The organism is Streptomyces sp. NPDC087901, assembly GCF_044742205.1.
Taxonomy (GTDB): Bacteria; Actinomycetota; Actinomycetes; order Streptomycetales; family Streptomycetaceae; genus Streptomyces.
Window position 1 is genome coordinate 61,619 of the sequence record NZ_JBIUUC010000018.1, and the last position, 16,952, is coordinate 78,570.

20 protein-coding genes and 1 pseudogene are annotated in these 16,952 nt (G+C 70.4%); all 21 read left to right on the plus strand.

The window, feature by feature from the left end; translation table 11 throughout:
- Positions 1-54 precede the first annotated feature (54 nt).
- On the plus strand, positions 55-666 hold the full coding sequence (locus ACIOEW_RS36320; RefSeq protein ID WP_401969369.1) for a hypothetical protein: 612 nt from the start codon (positions 55-57) through the stop codon (positions 664-666).
- Positions 667-849: 183 nt separating this feature from the next.
- On the plus strand, positions 850-1,269 hold the full coding sequence (locus tag ACIOEW_RS36325; RefSeq protein WP_401969371.1) for a hypothetical protein: 420 nt from the start codon (positions 850-852) through the stop codon (positions 1,267-1,269).
- 366 nt (positions 1,270-1,635) lie between these two features.
- The gene (locus tag ACIOEW_RS36330) at positions 1,636-1,935 is read left to right on the plus strand and encodes a WhiB family transcriptional regulator (RefSeq protein ID WP_401969373.1); all 300 of its coding nucleotides are present in this window, start codon (positions 1,636-1,638) and stop codon (positions 1,933-1,935) included.
- A 213-nt stretch (positions 1,936-2,148) separates the two neighbouring features.
- Positions 2,149-2,337: a DUF5999 family protein gene (locus ACIOEW_RS36335; protein ID WP_401969535.1), complete on the plus strand. Its 189-nt coding sequence runs from the start codon at positions 2,149-2,151 to the stop codon at positions 2,335-2,337.
- 178 nt (positions 2,338-2,515) lie between these two features.
- Positions 2,516-4,705, plus strand: a complete 2,190-nt coding sequence (locus ACIOEW_RS36340) for a hypothetical protein (protein WP_401969375.1) — start codon at positions 2,516-2,518, stop codon at positions 4,703-4,705.
- Between the two features lie 113 nt (positions 4,706-4,818).
- Positions 4,819-5,295, plus strand: coding sequence for a hypothetical protein (locus ACIOEW_RS36345; protein WP_401969376.1), 477 nt, complete (start codon positions 4,819-4,821; stop codon positions 5,293-5,295).
- Positions 5,292-5,600: a hypothetical protein gene (locus ACIOEW_RS36350; RefSeq protein WP_401969378.1), complete on the plus strand. Its 309-nt coding sequence runs from the start codon at positions 5,292-5,294 to the stop codon at positions 5,598-5,600. Before ACIOEW_RS36345 ends, ACIOEW_RS36350 begins: the two co-directional genes overlap by 4 nt.
- A 561-nt stretch (positions 5,601-6,161) precedes the next feature.
- A complete protein-coding gene (locus ACIOEW_RS36355; RefSeq protein WP_401969380.1) occupies positions 6,162-7,910 on the plus strand; it encodes an ATP/GTP-binding protein in 1,749 nt (582 codons plus the stop codon).
- Between the two features lie 21 nt (positions 7,911-7,931).
- Positions 7,932-8,345, plus strand: coding sequence for a conjugal transfer protein TraB (locus ACIOEW_RS36360; RefSeq protein WP_401969382.1), 414 nt, complete (start codon positions 7,932-7,934; stop codon positions 8,343-8,345).
- An 82-nt stretch (positions 8,346-8,427) separates the two neighbouring features.
- Positions 8,428-10,545, plus strand: a complete 2,118-nt coding sequence (locus ACIOEW_RS36365) for a chromosome segregation protein ParM (RefSeq protein ID WP_401969385.1) — start codon at positions 8,428-8,430, stop codon at positions 10,543-10,545.
- 86 nt (positions 10,546-10,631) lie between these two features.
- Positions 10,632-10,820, plus strand: a complete 189-nt coding sequence (locus ACIOEW_RS36370) for a hypothetical protein (RefSeq protein ID WP_401969386.1) — start codon at positions 10,632-10,634, stop codon at positions 10,818-10,820.
- A 101-nt stretch (positions 10,821-10,921) separates the two neighbouring features.
- Positions 10,922-11,065, plus strand: a complete 144-nt coding sequence (locus ACIOEW_RS36375; RefSeq protein ID WP_391931569.1) for a hypothetical protein — start codon at positions 10,922-10,924, stop codon at positions 11,063-11,065.
- Positions 11,066-11,154: 89 nt separating this feature from the next.
- A complete protein-coding gene (locus ACIOEW_RS36380) occupies positions 11,155-11,700 on the plus strand; it encodes a hypothetical protein (protein WP_401969389.1) in 546 nt (181 codons plus the stop codon).
- A 119-nt stretch (positions 11,701-11,819) separates the two neighbouring features.
- Positions 11,820-12,644, plus strand: a complete 825-nt coding sequence (locus ACIOEW_RS36385; protein WP_401969391.1) for a hypothetical protein — start codon at positions 11,820-11,822, stop codon at positions 12,642-12,644.
- 289 nt (positions 12,645-12,933) lie between these two features.
- Positions 12,934-13,236, plus strand: a pseudogene (locus ACIOEW_RS36390) (RRQRL motif-containing zinc-binding protein); the annotation flags it as partial.
- Positions 13,237-13,420: 184 nt separating this feature from the next.
- Positions 13,421-13,924 carry a hypothetical protein gene (locus ACIOEW_RS36395; RefSeq protein WP_401969394.1) on the plus strand — a complete coding sequence of 168 codons (504 nt, stop codon included), beginning with the start codon at positions 13,421-13,423 and terminating at the stop codon, positions 13,922-13,924.
- 180 nt (positions 13,925-14,104) lie between these two features.
- The gene (locus ACIOEW_RS36400) at positions 14,105-14,464 is read left to right on the plus strand and encodes a hypothetical protein (RefSeq protein WP_401969396.1); all 360 of its coding nucleotides are present in this window, start codon (positions 14,105-14,107) and stop codon (positions 14,462-14,464) included.
- The gene (locus ACIOEW_RS36405; RefSeq protein ID WP_401969538.1) at positions 14,464-14,859 is read left to right on the plus strand and encodes a DUF3307 domain-containing protein; all 396 of its coding nucleotides are present in this window, start codon (positions 14,464-14,466) and stop codon (positions 14,857-14,859) included. The genes ACIOEW_RS36400 and ACIOEW_RS36405 overlap by 1 nt, the downstream gene beginning before the upstream one ends.
- Positions 14,860-15,129: 270 nt before the next feature.
- Positions 15,130-15,561: a DUF6313 family protein gene (locus ACIOEW_RS36410; RefSeq protein WP_401969398.1), complete on the plus strand. Its 432-nt coding sequence runs from the start codon at positions 15,130-15,132 to the stop codon at positions 15,559-15,561.
- Complete coding sequence (locus tag ACIOEW_RS36415) at positions 15,558-15,890, plus strand: hypothetical protein (RefSeq protein ID WP_401969400.1); 333 nt, start codon at positions 15,558-15,560, stop codon at positions 15,888-15,890. The genes ACIOEW_RS36410 and ACIOEW_RS36415 overlap by 4 nt, the downstream gene beginning before the upstream one ends.
- A complete protein-coding gene (locus tag ACIOEW_RS36420) occupies positions 15,887-16,921 on the plus strand; it encodes a pentapeptide repeat-containing protein (RefSeq protein WP_401969402.1) in 1,035 nt (344 codons plus the stop codon). The genes ACIOEW_RS36415 and ACIOEW_RS36420 overlap by 4 nt, the downstream gene beginning before the upstream one ends.
- Positions 16,922-16,952: the final 31 nt, after the last annotated feature.

Consider the following 16,952-nt stretch of genomic DNA (forward strand, 5'->3'; position numbering starts at 1 on the left):
GGCCGAGAGAGCATCGCGACCCGCTCCCTGCCTCTCCGCCCATGAGGAGCCCAGATGTCTGCTTCCACCCTTGAGCGCACCGCCCGTCCCCGCTGGAGCCGGACCCGCTCGCGCACCGTTAACAACCGCGTGCCGCTTGCCGTTTCCACCCTCAAGCCCCACCAGTACGACCTGCGCCCCACCTGTGCGTCGCTGATCTGCCCCGACTGCAATACGTGGGTGCCGATCACCGGCCTTCAGACCAAGAAGCCCAAGGTGGTGCCGCACGACACCGGTCTGGCGGGTACGGCTCCGGCCGTCCGCTGCCGACTGGGCAGCAATCGCCTGGTCACCATCGACGTGACGGTCAAGAAGTGGCAGGAGCGCCTGGAGGACGGCAACTCGGAGACGGTTCACCGCCGCAAGACCACCGTGCTGCGGAGGCCGAAGGTCGCGCCCGCTTCGGCCGTCAGCCAGATCGCTGCACAGAAGCAGACGGCGACGACCGACGACGAGCCCGGCAACGGCCGGCCCCTGTGGCTGCTGCGCGAGATGAAGTGGGCGTCGACCGAGTCCGCGGTCCGCGACGCCGACACCCGACGCGCGCAGCTGCCCGACAGTGAGGCGCCCTTGGGCGCACCGCCGGTGCCGCTCAAGACGCTGCGTCCCCAGCGCCGCACGAGCTGACCCGCTCCGGACGAACGACCACGGCCCCGGCCACCCCGCAGAGGGGCGGCCGGGGCCGTGGCTGCTCGTACAGCAGTCACAGGGCCACAGGCCCTGAACGCGACGAACCCCCCGGGGGCCTAAGCCCGGGGGGTTCGTCTTCGCAGCTCGCCCTCTCGCGAAGGGGATCTACGCATGCACAGGATGGCATCCACTCAGGCCCGGCATACGCGCCGGGCCGTGCTTCCGGCCGCCATGAGCGATTCCGCCGTCACCCCTCGTTCCGGCATCGCTGACGACATGAGCCGTGACGACGATGCTCGCGGCTACGAGCGTGACGAGACCGACCAGTTTCACCAGGTCGTCCGGCACCTCGTGATCGACGGTGACGACCGAGCCCGGGCCGCCGGCCGCCAGGCACGGCGCACCCTCGCCGACATGGTTCCCGGGTACGCCCGCCAGCCCGTTCTGCGCCTGACTCGCCAGCTGACGTTCCGGGCATCCGACCAGTGCCAGCCGTGCGGCGGTCAGGGCGGCCGGATGGTGGACACCAGCAGCGATGGTGTGACCCGTCAGCACTGGCAGTCCTGCACCTCCTGCAGCGGGTCGGGGGTGACCCGATGAGTAGTTGTGGGCACCCCCCGCGCCTGGTGACGGTGAATCACGTGGGCGCCGACGGCACGCCGTATCAGACCGTAATTCACGAGCCCTGCCAGTGCGGGGGCGGCGCCCGGTAGCCGATGGCACATCACATACGGACTGCCCGTGCCGCACAGCACCGTGCGGCACGGGCAGTCACAGCACGTGGCCTGGCTCCCCCGCTCACCATCGTTCTTCTCGCGGCCGCCGCAGCGGCGGCGGCGAGGGCGTGGGACGTGGGCCACCTCGTCGCTGACACCCACCCAGCACCGCTGAGAGACAGCTGACACAGAACAGCCCCGGGGATGCACCCCCGGGGGCTGTCTCGTACGGACCTTCTGGGAGGCCCTGATGAACCACTCCATCGTAAACGCGAACTACGCCCCCTCCGCCGACCTGCCGGTCAACACCAACTGGCGGACCGCCACCGCCTGCAAGGACGACCCCGAGCTCTTCTTCCCGATCGGCACCACCGGCCCGGCACTGCTCCAGATCGAGGAAGCCAAGGGCGTCTGCCGCGCTTGCCCCGTCATGGAGCGCTGCCTCCAGTGGGCGTTGGAAAGCGGCCAGGAGCACGGCGTGTGGGGCGGCACGGACGAGGGCGAGCGCCGCCGCATCAAGCGCCGCGCGGCCCGCAGGAGCGCCGCCTGACTTTCGTCGCGCGGGAGCAGCGATCAACTCCCTGTCCCTGCGACGCAACGCCGTTTGTCACCGGCTGTCCGTACGACGGGCAACCGGCCTCGTACACCTTCAGCCCGGGAACATCCGGGACCGCCTTCCTCCCCGCAGGAGAGCCCCATGGAAAGCAGCCACCAGCTCGACACCGCGACGACCCCCACCGGCGCCCCCCGGCTGCCTGACTCGCTGTGCAAGCACACGCCGAAGTGTCCGACGGCCGCCAGCTCGGACCGTGAGGCCGCGCAGGTCGTGAACGCTCACCCGGAGCAGGGCTGGAGCCTGCTGTGCAACGGCCTCCTGCTCTTCGAGGACACCGGGGAGCTGCTGCCCGACGGCCAGATCATCGCCCCGCACCGGCCCCTCGCCACGGTCTGACGGCTGCCTGATCCGCCCGCCCTGGCCGCCGAACTCTTGGCGGCCGGGGCGGGCGGTGACTGAGAGCCGGACAGCCCGGACGCCCGTCCCCGCGCCGGTGCCCGCCACGCGCGCCTGATCGAACCAACCGTGAACCGCCGCCCCCGCCGGGGCGGCACCTGACCTGGAAGGAGGCGGCGTGGCCGCCACACGAACCGCCCGCAAGAGGAGCCCCGCCCGCAGGAAGCCGGCGGCGACCCGTCCGGCTCCGCAGCCCACCACCTCCCCCACCCCCGAGGCTCATCCGGCCCCGGCGGTCGTCGACTTCGAGGCGCTGGCCAGCGTCGCGGACGCCCGGGACCGGGCCGCCGACGTCATCGACACAGCGCGCGAGGAGGCCGCTGCCCTCCAGACGGAAGCCGAGAGTACGGCCGCGCGCACCGTCGCCGAGACGCACGAGCAGGTCGCCGGGTTGATGAGCGAGGCGCAGACCCGCGCCGCGGGCATCACCGCCGACGCCGACCAGGAGGCCACCGCACAGCGCACGGTGGCATCGAAGGACATCGAGGCGGCGCGCGGCGAGGCCGACCGGCTCCTGGCGGCGGCCCGGAACCGTGCCGAGACCCTGGTGGGTGAGGCCCGCGCACAGGTCACCGACCTCACCGAGCTGGCCACCACCGACCGGGCGGCCACGGCAACGGCTTTTGCCGAGCTGCGCCGCCTGGCGGAGGCCGACCTCACCGAGATCAGTGGCCTGGTCGACCAGCGCCGCACCGACGCGGGCCAGATCCTGGCCCGCGCCCAGGAGCAGGCCGACGAACTGGTGGCCGTGGCGCAGCGGGAGGTCGAGAAGGCCCGCGAGCGGTTCGCCCAGCTCGCGGCGACGGCGGCTGAACAGTACGACGGCCGCCGCGCGGAGGCGGAGGCGCTGTACGCGGACGCGGTCAAGTCCGCCGACGACCGGCGCCGCGAGGCCGACGACCGGGTCGCAGCCGCGCACACCGAGGCGGAGGCGGCCCGCACCGAGCTGCGGACGAAGCTGCGCGAGCTCACCGACCAGTTCGACGCGGAGGCCGCCACCAAGCGCCAGGCCCTCGCCGACGAGCTCACCGGGCTCAAGGCGGCGTGCGACAAGCAGCGCGAGCGGCTGCGGGAGGAAGCCAAGACCGTCGCGGTGCAGCTGCGCGAGGCCGCCCAGAAAGAAGCGAGCCGCATCACCACCGAGGCGGAGCGCAAGGCGAAGGCGGTCACCGAGCGGGCGAAGGCCGATGAGGCCCGTGCCCGCCGGCTGCTCGATGAGGCCCGGGAGGCGAAGAAGTCCGCGTCCCGCTGGAACGGCTGGCAGCAGAACATCAGCCGCACGGCGTGGAAGACCGCGCCGTGGATCGCTCTCGCCGCCGGCGTCGGGCTCGCCGCCTCCGGCGAGTACGAGCTGGCCCGCATGGTCGGCATCAACCAGTACGTCGCCCCGCTGCTCCCGGTGTCGATCGACGTCTACTGCGTCACCGCGTTCCGGGCCAAGAAGGACATCCCCTACGCGCTGCTGCTGATGGCGTCGGCGAACGTGACCTACCACCTGTCCGAGCAGGCCCACATCGTCCAGGACGGCCAGTCGGCTCCCTGGCCGCTGACCACGTTCGTGGTGCTGATCTTCGTGGCCGTCATCTGGCGCGTCCACACGCTCATGCACGACGACAGTACGGGCGGGCACAGCGCTGCCGCTGCTGCGGTCGGCCGTACAGGTACGGACGGCGGAAACGGAACGCCCGCCCGTACAGGTACGCACCGGCGTACAGACGGTACGGATCCCACATCGTCCAGCCATACAGAGGGCACGAGCCATGACCTGTACGCCGCACACAACACGGTGCGGACGCACGGCATGGGCACTGGATGGGACGGTACGGACCCTGTACGCCCCGCCTCGCACCCGCCGCACGACGGCGGGACCGAAGCGACGGTGACCAGGGCGTACAACGACCGTACAGACGGCGTACACACCACCCCCGAGAGGGCGGCGCGTACAGGTACGACGGCTGCGAGGCGCACAGGTACGGCCAGTGCGGCCGTACAGGGACGCACCGGCGCCATCAGCGTCCGTACACAGTCCGGCAGCGAAGACGTTCCGGGGGCCCGTACAGGTACGGCCGCCACGTCCTCTCCCGCAACCGGAACCAGCAGTACGGCGGGTGCGGACCGTCCCGGTACGCCTGTACGGACGGACGCCGAACTCCTGCCGCTCGTACAGAACCTGCCACGCGGCAAGGACGGGTTCGTGACCCTCTACCAGGTCCGCAACCAGCTCTCCGTCAACAACAACCGCGCGGTACGCCTGCTCTCCAAGGCCGGCCTGCTGCGCCCCGAGGACGCGGACAAGCACCTGACCTGATCCGCCGTCCGGCACACACCAGTGAGGGCCAGCCCATCCGAAGTGGGCTGGCCCTCGCTGCGACTGCCGGAAGCAGTCCGCAGCCCCCCAAGTACAGCAGGAGGAAACCCGCCGTGAACAGCAACGACCCGAATCACGCACCTCTGCGCGATGTGGCGCAGAACCCGGAGGCAACCGCCCGGTACCTGGCCGATGTTCAGCGGGTCCTGCTGGACATCGGCAGGAACCTGGAGGCCCTGGCCCTGGAGACCCGCGTCCACTGCCGCGACACCCACGTCGAGGGCGACCGCTGGTTCGACGCCTGGATGCGCGCTCAGCCCGTGGAAAGGGCGCTCAAGGACGTCCTCAAGCACGTCGAGGGCGTCACCAAGGGCCTGGAAAAGAGCGCATTCAAGCGCCGCGCCCACGACGAGGCGGTCTCGAATACCTCCAAGAAGAGGAAGGAAAAGGAGCTGGAAAAGAAGCGCAAGAACGCCCCGCCGCTCCAGGCTGCTCCGCAGAATCCGCCGCAGCAGGGTGGACAGAGCCAGAATTCCGGCTATGGTGTTCCTACGTCGATTTACGACCTGGGTGACAGGGAGTCGGCGTGACGCGCCCCTTCAGCAGTGTCGAACGCTCACTTCAAGGGCGAAATGACTGGCTGCAGGAAGAAGAGCGCAAGGCGATCGAAAGTCGCGGCGAGATCGGCCGGATGGAATTCTGGCTCCGCCTCACTCGGTCCGCAATCACCAAGGAAGTCAAAGCGAATCGCGGCGACGTCATCGCCGGATTCACGATGGTCTGCCGCCTCTTCAAGCTCGTGCTGGAGAAGCGGGCCGCGGGCGATCCGCGACTGTTCGACCACCTGATGCAGTACGCGGACACCGTGCTCAAGCAGCACGGCCCGCGCAGCTGACCACCCACCACGAAGGCCCCGCCGGACTCCGGCGGGGCCTTCGCCTCGCGTAATGCGTGCACACGTGCACGTGCACACGCGTGCACACGAGACCCACCATCTGTCAAGCCCCCTGAAGGGAGGTGGACCGTGTCCGACGACACGGACGACACCGGCGGCGGAACCCTGGTCCAGGGCCCCTGGAGCGGCGACGCCACCTACACGCTGCCGCCGATCCCGGATTTCATCGACACCATTCCGCCGCCGGAGAACATTCCCGCCGCACCCCCGGAGTCACCGGAGGAGACGACAATGCAATTGCCGACGATTCCGGCCGCGCCGAACCCGTTAACGGCATTGCGGTCGGACGGAATTAGCCCGCCGGAAGTCGGAGAAGATGAAGGTGAATACGAGGAAGGCGAATACGTTCAGCCTCGTTCTCTCGCCGATCGTCTCGGTGACTGGTTGGAACTTCGGTTGGAAATGGCGCGGTACAACCATGAAAGCGAAGCGCCTTTCCGTGAGGCTGAAATAGCGCGGAAGGCTGCGCTGCTGGAGGGTCGCACCGCGCAGGAAGTCGCGATGATGGAGCAGAACGGAAAGTTCCACGCCGCGATGATGAAAGCGAAGGGCGACAAGGCGGCGGCACGCGGAAAGGCGGATGCCGACCGTATGAAGTCGCCCAGCTCCGGCCTGGGGGCGGACAAGGGCCGCTCGAAGGCCGTCGGTGGTGGCGGTTCCCCGCGCGGCGGGGGCGGCAGCGGCAGCGGGGCGTCCCGCAACAGCTCAGGGCCCGGCCCGAAGGGGCCCGGGTCGCGCGGATCGAACTCCGGCGGCACCGCCGGGCGTTCGGGTTCCGGGAGCGGTAAGGGCGGCCCGAAGGGGCCTGACCGGTCCTCTGGCGGCCGTTCCGCCGGTCCCGGGCGCACCGGGTCCGGCGGAGGCTCGAAGGGCTCCCACAGCGGCTCTGGCGGCTCGGGCAAGGGCAGCAGCTCGAAGGGCGACGGCGGCCGGGCGCAGAACAACAGTCCGGCGTCCAACGCCCGTGCGGAGCGAGCCCGTGCCCGCGCTGATCGCGCCGCGACCCTTCAGGCCGGACGTCAGGAGCGGCGCAGTGCCGGGCACACCGCCGGTGTCGCCGACCGGACCAGCGACCGGGACCAGGCGCGCGCCAACAGGCAGAAGGAGTGGGAGGACCGCCGGGCGAAGAAGGCGGAGCGGGACACGGCGCGCAAGGCGAAGCGGGAAGGCGCGGCGGCGGCCGAGCAGGGCCGCACCACGCTGGGCAAGGCCGTCGGCGAGGGAGCCCAGCGCCGGTGGGACAAGCGCCGCGCTGACGCGACGGCCGACAAGGCCGGCACGGAGAAGGTGAACCTGACCAAGGCCAAGGACAGCAAGGGAAAGGAGACCGGCGGCAAGGACGACAAGACCGCCAAGGAAGCTCCGGACGGGGCCTCCAAGGCCGGAAAGGACACCCCGGCGGCCGGTGAGTCCGGCAAGGACGACAAGGCCGCTGACGGGGCGTCTGGCGACGCGAAGAAGCGCCGCCGGTTCCGCCGCCGCGCCAGCGGTTCGGGCCGGGCCGGGCGACGGGATCGCACCCGCCGCACGGGCCGCGCTGGGCGCACCGGTCGTACGGCGGGTACCGGTCGACGCGGCCGCACGGGCCGGCCATCGGCCAGCCGGTTCGGACCGGAGCCCACCCCGACGGTGGAGTGGCCCGACCGTCCCACCCGCCCGCCGCGCACCGCCTCCACGGGCGGCGACGACATCGTCGACGCGGACATCGTCCCCGACGCCCCCGGGGCCCTCACGACCGGCGTGCGGGGCCTGCCGCCCGCGCCGGAACGGCACACCGCACGGCCCGGCACCAGCCAGCCGACCAGCACAGAAGGGAGCAGCGTGAGCAGCTCGGAGGTCAGCAGGCCGTCCGGCGCGGGCGGCCTCGGCGCCCAGCACCGTACGGACATCACGTTCGACGACTACCTGATGGAGATGGCAAACATCGCCATCCAGGCCGCCTCCGACCTGGAGCGGGCCGAAGCCCTCGCGGAGGCCCTGGACAAGGTGGCCGACGCCCTGCGGGACATGGCCACCGACCTGGTCGGCGACCACAACGTCACCACCGAGGTCACCGAGCTGATCTCGGACCTGGCCGACTCCGCGGCCCACATGAAGCAGCAGGCGGAGCGGTGCGCGACCGAGTGCGGGCTGGCCCTGGAGGCCGCCAAACTCGCGGCCGCGATGGTCGCCCGCGTGTACGGCGAGGACATGGCCGCGAAGGAAGACGCGGGTCTGACGTACGCGTCGGCCGCCGCCCACCACGACTAGAAGCAGAGAGGAAACCCGCTGATGAGCAGCGATCTGACGCCCAGCGGCACGGCGCCCGCCGTCGCCGACGGCGACAACCGCTACAAGGCCGTCCAGGCCAAGCTCGACGCCCTCGGGCGCGCGCTCGATGACGCCGGGCTCGGCCTGGAGGAGCTCGTGCGCAGCGTCCGCAGGAACGCCAAGCGTGCCGAGGACGCGGCCCGCGACGTCGACAACGCCGAACTCGACCCGAAGTTCGTGGAGCTGACCAGCAACGTCGGTGTCGCCCTCGGGGGCGCAGGGGTGCAGGTCAAGAAGCTGCACGAGACGGCGCAGGAGACCGCCGACCTCACCCACGAGACCAAGCGCACCCACTCCAAGCTGTACGGCGCATTGGACGACATCCGCTCGGGCCGTCGCGAGAAGACGCCCCGGCCGGGCTTCTTCAACCGCTGACCCCCCCCCCCACCCACCCCGTCGCGGGCGGCCCCGCACACCTCGCGGGGCCGCCCGCGGCTGTTCTGCGAAGGAGAAGCCGGTGACCACGCCGCGCAGCGTCGCGCTCGAACGCCTCGCCTACACCCTCGCCGCGCCCGTGCTGGCCGTGGCTCCGAACCTCTACCCCGACAGCCCCGTCAACCAGGTCGTGCAGCTGGCCGGCGCGGCCGGGATCGGCGGCTGGTTCCTGGCCGCCAAGAGCGATGAGCCCGGCGCCGGACGCAAGATCCTGCGCTGGAGCCCGCTGGTCCTGGCCGCCGCCATCGACACCGCCGCCGGACACACCACCGGCTGGGGCCCGTACGGGCTGGACGGGCTGCTCGCCGCCGCATGGGCGGCGGCCGGCTACCTGGTGATGCCGTTCTCCCGGCACGCCCGCCGCCGCCACCGCCCCGCCCTCGCCGCCCCGGCCCCGCAGCTGGCGCCCGCCGAAGCCCCCGAGCCCACTGAGGTAGTGCCGGCCGACGACGCCGACGTGCTCACCCGCGGGGTGCGGATGATGTGGGAGCAGGCCGGAATGCCCGGCCGTACGCACGTCGTCAAGGCCACCCGGCACCCAGGCATGCGGTACGACATGACAATCCTGCTGCGCGCCTCCGAGACCGGACGGCCGATCACCGGCCTCACGGAGGCCGCGGTCGCCGCCCCGTTCGCCGTGCCGTCCAGCGACGTCGTCCTGGCGGAGGTCGCCATCCAGCCCGGCCGCCAGAGCGGGCCGGGCTGGATGGAGGCCCGCATCACCCCCGACGCCAACCAGCGCCGCCGCACCAAGCCGACCGACCAGGAGCGCTGGACGGACAAGGTCGGCTGGCCCAAGGGCGGCGCCCCGGGCTCCGAGCTGGTCCACAAGACCCGCGACAACGTCCGGGGGGTCACCTTCTACCGGGCGAAGATGGCCGATGCCACCACGACCCCGCGCATCGACCTGGCCAAGGTCTGCCGCGGCCTGAAGCTCCCCGAGGACGACAGCTGCGTCTTCGTCCTCATCGACGGCACCGAGTTCCTCATCAGCGCGTTCGACAAGCCCCCGCTGTCCGCGATCTTCCCCGCCACCCGGGAGCTGCTCACCCCGGACGCCAAGGGCATGTACGTGTGCGGGTTCACCATCACCGGCCAGCCGGTGAAGTCGATGGTGTATCAGCACGACAAGAACGCCGCAGCCCACGGCCTCATCCTCGGGGTGAGCCGCAGCGGGAAGACCCAGTTCTTCGCGATCAACATGGCCGCGCAGTCCCTGGACGGCCAGGTGGTGTGGCTCTCCACCGTCCGCAAGGACGAGAAGACGTCCACGCTCGGGAAGTACATCGACCGGCAGGGCTCGAACGCCCTGTGGATGGCCCGCTCGCTGCGCGCGGCGAAGGCGTTGTGCGAGATCCGCGCGGACATGCCCTGGGCGTACGACGGCGAGGCGCACGACTACAAGCCGGGCGACTCCCGCTGCCCCTACCGGCAGCTGAACGTGTACGCGGACGAGTTCATGACCGCGGCCCAGGACGGGGACTTCGGCGAGTTCATCCAGAAGGACGGAGACGACCTCACGGTCACTGGCCTGAAGTACGGCATCGGCTTCAACCCGGCCGGGCAGTCGCCGTTCGCGCACAACGGGTTCTCCACCGAGATGAAGGACAACCTGCGGCAGAACAGCCGGCCGACCATCTTCAACATGGGCTCGCCCGGCGCCACCCGCAAGGCGGCGGAGGGCACGATGGAGAACGCCTACGACGTGCCGACCATCCCGGCCCGCTACGCCCAGCAGGAGGGTTCCGCGATCGAGCGGGCGATGAAGGGCGAGGCTGACCCGGAGAACGGGGTGAGCACCGGCGGCGTCGCCGTCATGGTCATGGACAACGGCCGCGCGGTCCTCATGCGGTCGCTGTACGCGGACTTCGACACCGATCTTGCCACCCTGTTTCCCGACGACGTCAACCACCTCACGGACCACGAGATCAGTGAGCTGGACAAGCGCGGCCTGTGGTTCGACTGGAACGAGCCTGTGCGGCCGGGCGAGTTCTGGCCCGAGCCCACGGACGACGACGACGACGGCTCCCGCCGTCGCGGCGGCAAGGGCGGTGGCGGCAAGCGCGGCAGCAGCCGCGAGTCCCAGGTCGCCTCGCCCCGCCAGGCACTGGAGGCCATCAAGAGCCTCAACAACGTCTGACCCTCTCCCAGCCTGGCACCGGTGTGGCCGGCCTGCCCGAGCACGGCCGGCCCGCCCCCGCCCGACCTATCAAGGAGGTCCCCGTCGTGGCCCTTTCCATCTCCGCCGCCGCGCTGCTGGGCATCATCGTGGCCGTCCTGCTCAAGGGCGGCTACGTTCGCTTCGGCTCCATGCTGGCGTGCAGCCTGTTCGGCTTCACCCTCGCCGCGACCGGCCTGTCCCCGCTCATCAACAACGGCCTCGCCTCGCTGGGCAGACTGGTCTCCAGCCTCTGATCGTTATCCGTCGGCCAGTTCCGCCAACGCAGCAGTAGAGCGCCGAAATCTGACGCATGCTCGTCTCGGGCCCCACCAACCACACGGGGGGAGACGAGGGCATGGCACACCTGCACTACACCTGCTGGGACTGTGGCGAGGACTGCGTCGTCCACGGTGACGGGTGCGACTGCTGCGACCTGGTCGAAGTCCCTGACGAGTGGGACTGCTGGAACTGCGGCGCGCTGAACTACACCCCCGACTAGCAGGCCCTCCCCTCCCGTTGCACGACGCCGAAGGGCGCCGCCGGACACACCCCGGCGGCGCCCTTCGGCGTACCCCGCCTGGAGCCCCGATGCCCACCACACCCGCCCCCGCCATAAGCCATCCCACCCCGACTGCCGCAGCTCCCGCGCCGCCGGCGGCTTTGTCCCTCGAGGAACGCCTGGCGTTCGTCAACGCGGCGATGACCGTGCGACTGGAGGAGGCAGCCGTCGCCTACGAGGTCAACAGCTCCCACATCGACATCGAGCCCGTCGACCTGGCCGACGTCGTCACCCTCCCGCTGACCCCCACGCTCCAGCCGCGGACGCCCTACCCGACCCCGGTGGCGGCGCTCCTGCAGCGCGCTCATCACCGGCTGCTCACCGGCGGCTGGTGCTCCGGCGCCCTGGTCGACGAGGACGGCGCCCGCTGCATGCTCGGGGCCATCCGTATCGAGGCCCGCGGCGACAGGGGCCTGGAAGGCGGCGCGGCCGCCGTGCTCCTGGACGCGATCCGCCGCCAGTTCGGCGACCACGTCGACTCCGTGCCCGGCTTCAACGACTCCTGGACAGACGGCCGCCACCCCCTCCGGATGCTCGACCAGGCCGCCGGCCTCGCCGACGCTCGCTGCCTCTGACTCCCGCCCCGGGCCACCTGCCTCGCACCCGAACCCTCGCGGTCGGGTGCGGGCCAGGCCGCCCGGCCTGCACACCACAGACCACCACCACACGAACCCGACCAAGGGAGCGCCCCGCCATGCAGTCCGACGACAAACCCATCAACGGCCAGCACTGCCCGAACAGCCCGAGCTTCCTCGACCTGCTCGCCCAGACGCCCCCACCGCCGGACATCGACCTGAACGAGGACCCCGGCACCAAGCGCTTCGCCCAGCTGCGCACCGGGTGGAACGCCTCCTGGGAGCAGGGTGGCTTCCTGCATGGGCGGTGGGAGGAACTGCGCCAGCTCCCACAGGCCGGTTGGCACGGCATGGCCAACTGGATCAAGGCGCTGCTGGTCCTCACCGGCGTGTGCACGGTCATCATCCTGCTCGACACCACGGGCGACATCGTCGACGCCACCCTCAACCGGCTGGCCGACTCGGGCCCCGCTACCCGGGCTGGCACCAGTGCATCCAGCGAGCTGTGGGGCGTGATCGACAACCCGATCCGCGCCTACATCGCCCAGCACACCGCCGGCCTCACCGTCAGCAGCTCCGCCGTCTACACGTTCTGGCAGCTGACGGGCCTGTTCGGCCTGATCGGCGGTTTCATCGGCGTCACCGGCGCCCGCCTCACCTGGGTCCTGTGGGGTGCAGTAAGCGCGGCCGCGGTGTGGTCCGCGGCCCCGGCCGACGGACGCACCGTCGCCACCGGGATCGCCGTCCTCGCCTGGACCATCGCCTCCACCGTCGCCCTGCGCGGACTGAGCCTGCGCCCGGTCGTCAACAACTTCCTCCCGCCCGCCCCGCCTGCCCCAGCCGTCCAGCCCCACATTGATATCCGGCCCGAGATCCACATCCCCGCCCCGGCCCCCGCGCCCGACGACGACGCCCCCGACAACGTCCACCCGCTCCAGCACTGACCCCCGGCGCCCCATGAAGCGCCGGAACGGAACACCTGCTGAGACCTGACGCCCTGCCTGGTCCTCGCCCTCACCGGGCGAGGACCGTACAGGCCGCCTGGCCACCGCCCCCCGCGCCCCGCCGACGCACCGACGTCAGCGGGGCGCGGTGTTGCCCACCCAACTGCTGGAGGAGATCACTCGTGCTCATCCCCCACCCGCGCCGCCGCATCGGACGGCCCCGCCCGCAGCGCCCCGGACCCCGCTACCCGCTGCCGCCCCGCCGACTCCCCGGTATCTGGGGCGCGTGATGGCCGACCAGGACCAGGACCTGGTCGACGTCGACATCTACGACGACGGAGCCGGTGGCTTTCCCGAGTACGACTGGAACAGCGCCCCGAAGGACCTCCTGTTCACCCGCCGGCAGTTACGGGCAGCCGGCCTGTCGCCGGGCGGGCACGGACCCGTCGCGCAACTGCGCTGCCGCCGCTGCTCCTACCGGCCGCTCACCGAGTGCACGCATCTGGCCTGGCTCTACGACGTCAGCCTGGCGAAGCCCAAGCGCACGGCGACCCTGGCGCAGGAATGGGCGCTGGACCGGGCCATGGCGGCACGCCAAAGCTGCCCCGTACCGACGTGCCGCCGCCGCTACACCTTCTGCTTGCCAGCTCAAAACACTCGGCAGCTGCTTGGAGTGTCACGACGGAACCCCGGCGGATCCACGCACCTACCACGCGCCCACGGCACCGGTCATTCACCGGCTCGCCGCCTGACCGCACATCCGAAGGAGAACTGCTGTGACCGAGACCCTCACCCAGCCCGCCACCGGCCTCGCGGCCGACTCCCCGCTGTCCATCCTGTTCAACATCGTCGCCACCACCACGCGCGCCGTACGAGACGAGGAGAGCGACGGCGCCGAGACCGCGGCCGCCGACCACGTCTACCGCGCATACCCCGACACCCTCGGCACGGCGCTCGAGGAATTCTCGTGGACCGGCTACCCCGCCCTGCGCGACAACGGGTTCGAGCCGAGCGCCGTGGCCAACATGGGCGGCGGCCTGTGGCTGCACCACACCGTCACCGACGACGCCGACTACCGCGACGTTCTTACCCTGCTCGTGCCCTGCACCTGCACCTGCGAGCGCGGATACGTCGGCTGGCAGCTGGAGGACGAGAACGACCTGCTGGAGATCCTCACCGAACTGCGACGCACCGACGGCCACACCGTGCACGACGGCGACAGCGGCGGTCCGCACTGCGCCAGCACGCCCCTGCCGTCGCGGGCCGGAGCGGGCGCGTAGCCACACATTCGGCATCTCGCCCCGCCCGGCCTTTCCGGCCGTCGCACCCCCGTTCCGACACGAGATCGCCCCGGCCACACAGGCCGGGGCGATCTCGTGCAAGGCGACCGCAGCATCGGCAGAGAGGCCGGCCGCCCCGCTCCCCTTCACCCGAGAATTCGAGATCAGGAGAACCCCAGCATGCCCCGTCTGCCCATCACCACCGAGCGCCTGGCCCTCTTCGGCACCCTGTTGGCGACCTTCGGCGAGCTCCACCCTGCCTGCGACCACTGGGTCCAGGGCAGCAAGACGGCCTCGCGGAAGCGGCTGTACGGCGAGGACCTGGTCCACGCCGACGGCTCCCCCGCCACGCCGGACTCCACCCGCCCGACCATGACCACCACCACGCTCGGCAGGCGTGCCGCAGCCTCCCATCAGACTTCTCTCGGGGTCGCCCGGAGCGCGAGCTCGGGAAGCACGATGACCGCCCAGCTCAGCGGCGTGCGCCGTTGGACGGTGGGTGCGCGACAGGTGTCGCGGACCGAGGCGGTGGCTGGCTGATGCTGTTTTTCGAGAGCCTTCTGGCGCATCTGGTCGGCGACTACCTCATCCAGTCGGACTGGATGGCGACGGAGAAGGTCAAGCGCTGGTGGCCTGCCATCGTGCATGGCACCACGTACGGACTGCCGTTCCTGCTGATCACGCAGTCTCCGCTCGCGCTGGCTGTGATCGTGGTGACGCACATCGTCCTGGACCGCTATCGCGCCGCGAAGTACCTGGTCTGGGCGCGCAACCTGCTCGCGCCAGCTTCGCGCCGCGTGGCGTGGGCCGACGTGCAGAAGAACCAGGGCTCGCCCGTGGCTGTCCCGTCCGGTCTCGCGAACGCCCTGGTCATCATTGCCGACAACACGGTGCACCTGGCGATCAATGCAGCCGTCCTGGCCTGGTGGGGGTAGCGCCGAGGTAAGCCTAAAAGCCGTCAGTACTTGATCTTGCGGGGGCGGTGATGCTCGGTCCGCTCAACGCGGGTTGGTAGCCGTGAGGGCGTTGACTCGGTTCTCGTACTCGCTGCGGGCCTTGCGCTGTGCCGGGACCCGGTGCAGTGGTGCCCGTCTCGGCCGGGCCGGGCAGCACCACTATGTACCGGGGCGCGTACACGCCGATTTCAAGACGAAAGTCGGCATTCACCTGCCTGGGAGGCGATCTAGCACCTACCGTGGGCGATTGTGTCCTCCGCACCTGCGCCCCCGCCCGGTGGGCCCCCGCCGCCGCGGCGGCGGCAACGGCTACGGGCGCGCTGGGCCGCCCGCCATGCCCTGCCCCGATTCGGCTTCTGGCTGCTTAGTCGGGGCGTCGTCGTGCTGGCGATATGTGGGGTGCTTTACGCGCTGAACGGATTCTTGATCGGCTGGGCGAACGCTTACGAGGTGATGATCGGCATCACCTCGCCCGCGGCCATCCATCCTCAGTGGTGTGCCTGGGGGCTGTCTTTGATCGGTTGGGTCGCAATCCCCGCCATTGTCGGAGCGGCTGCTGGCTACGTAATCACCGAGCAGATCCAGGCTCACCACGCGCGCGAGATGGGCGAAGTTCTCGACGAACTGCGCCGCCTGGCGGAACCTCCTGGCCTGCCCCCAGCCTCTGGAGGCGACTCGTGATTACCTTGCACGGCGTGTATGAAGAGGGCAGCGAGGCCGTCAAAGAGGCGATCCGGGCGTTTGGCGCTCGCCATGCCTTCAATGGTGCTGCCCCAGGCGCCACACCCGACTGGGACTGGGCGCAGCAGCACTTCACCTATCTGATCGAGGCCATCTTGGGACGGGCAGTACCTCGTAGTAGGAGTGCCCAGGACACCGTGCGCCGGGCCGAGAACGAGGCCGTTCACTTCCTTCTGTCGATCAGCAACCTGCCTGACTACCGCTGTCCTATCTGCGTCAGGCGGCAGGCCTCTTCTGTGAGCCCCCGGCCTACCCTGGAGGCGTCGTGACGGACGACGAACGCGCCACACTCGCCGAACGCGACGCGCAAGGAGCCCGCCTGCGCGGACTCCTCTTTCTTGCTTGCCCCGATGCCCCCGCTCGGGCCATCGAGTCCACCGCCGACGCAATTGTCCGGCACGCCGAGGAAATGCCCGACGAACCAGTCCCTGAGGCCGTTTACCTCAGCCAGCCCAAGCAACTCTCGGATGCAGACCGGCCAAACCTGACCGGCGCGTACCTGGCTGACGCGGATTTGACCGATGAGAATCTGAGCGGCGTGATCCTGGCTGGCGCGGACCTGACCCGCGCGAACCTGATGCAAGCGGATCTGAGTGGCGCGGACCTGACCCGCGCAGCCCTCAAAGGCGCGGACCTGACCCGCGCGATCCTGGCTGGCGCGGACCTGACCCGCGCGAACCTGATGCAAGCGGATCTGAGTGGCGCGGACCTGACCCGCGCAGCCCTACCGAGGGCGTATCTGCCTCGCGCGATCCTGGCTGGCGCGGACCTGACCCGCGCGAACCTGATGCAAGCGGATCTGAGTGGCGCGGACCTGACCCGCGCAGCCCTCAAAGGCGTGCGCCTGTCCGGCGCGAACCTGTCCGGCGCAAACCTAGCCAACGCGGATTTGACCGATGAGAACCTGAGTGGTGCAAAGCTGAGAGGCACGAATCTGACTCGCGCCACCCTGACCCGTGCAGACCTGTCCAACGTGAACTTGAGGCATGCGAACTTGACTGATGCCAGCCTGACGCGCGCAGACCTGACCCGCGCAGACCTGAGCAGCGCACACTTGAGCGGCGCGAAACTGCCCGGCGCGAACTTGGCCGACGCGAACCTGGCGCTCGCGGACCTGACCGAAGCAATGCTTACAGGTGCTACGGACATGCGTCTTCCTGAAGGAGCAATCTGGAACCGGGAGACCCAGTGGCCTGCCAATTTGGCATCAATTGTCGCCGAGCACTCCGACGAGGTGAGTCCAGGCCTCTACAGGGTGCGCGGTGGGCAGAGCCCAGTCGGGAGCACCGTCCGGGTATGACTGCCTGGCATCCCTGACCTGCGAAGTCAGC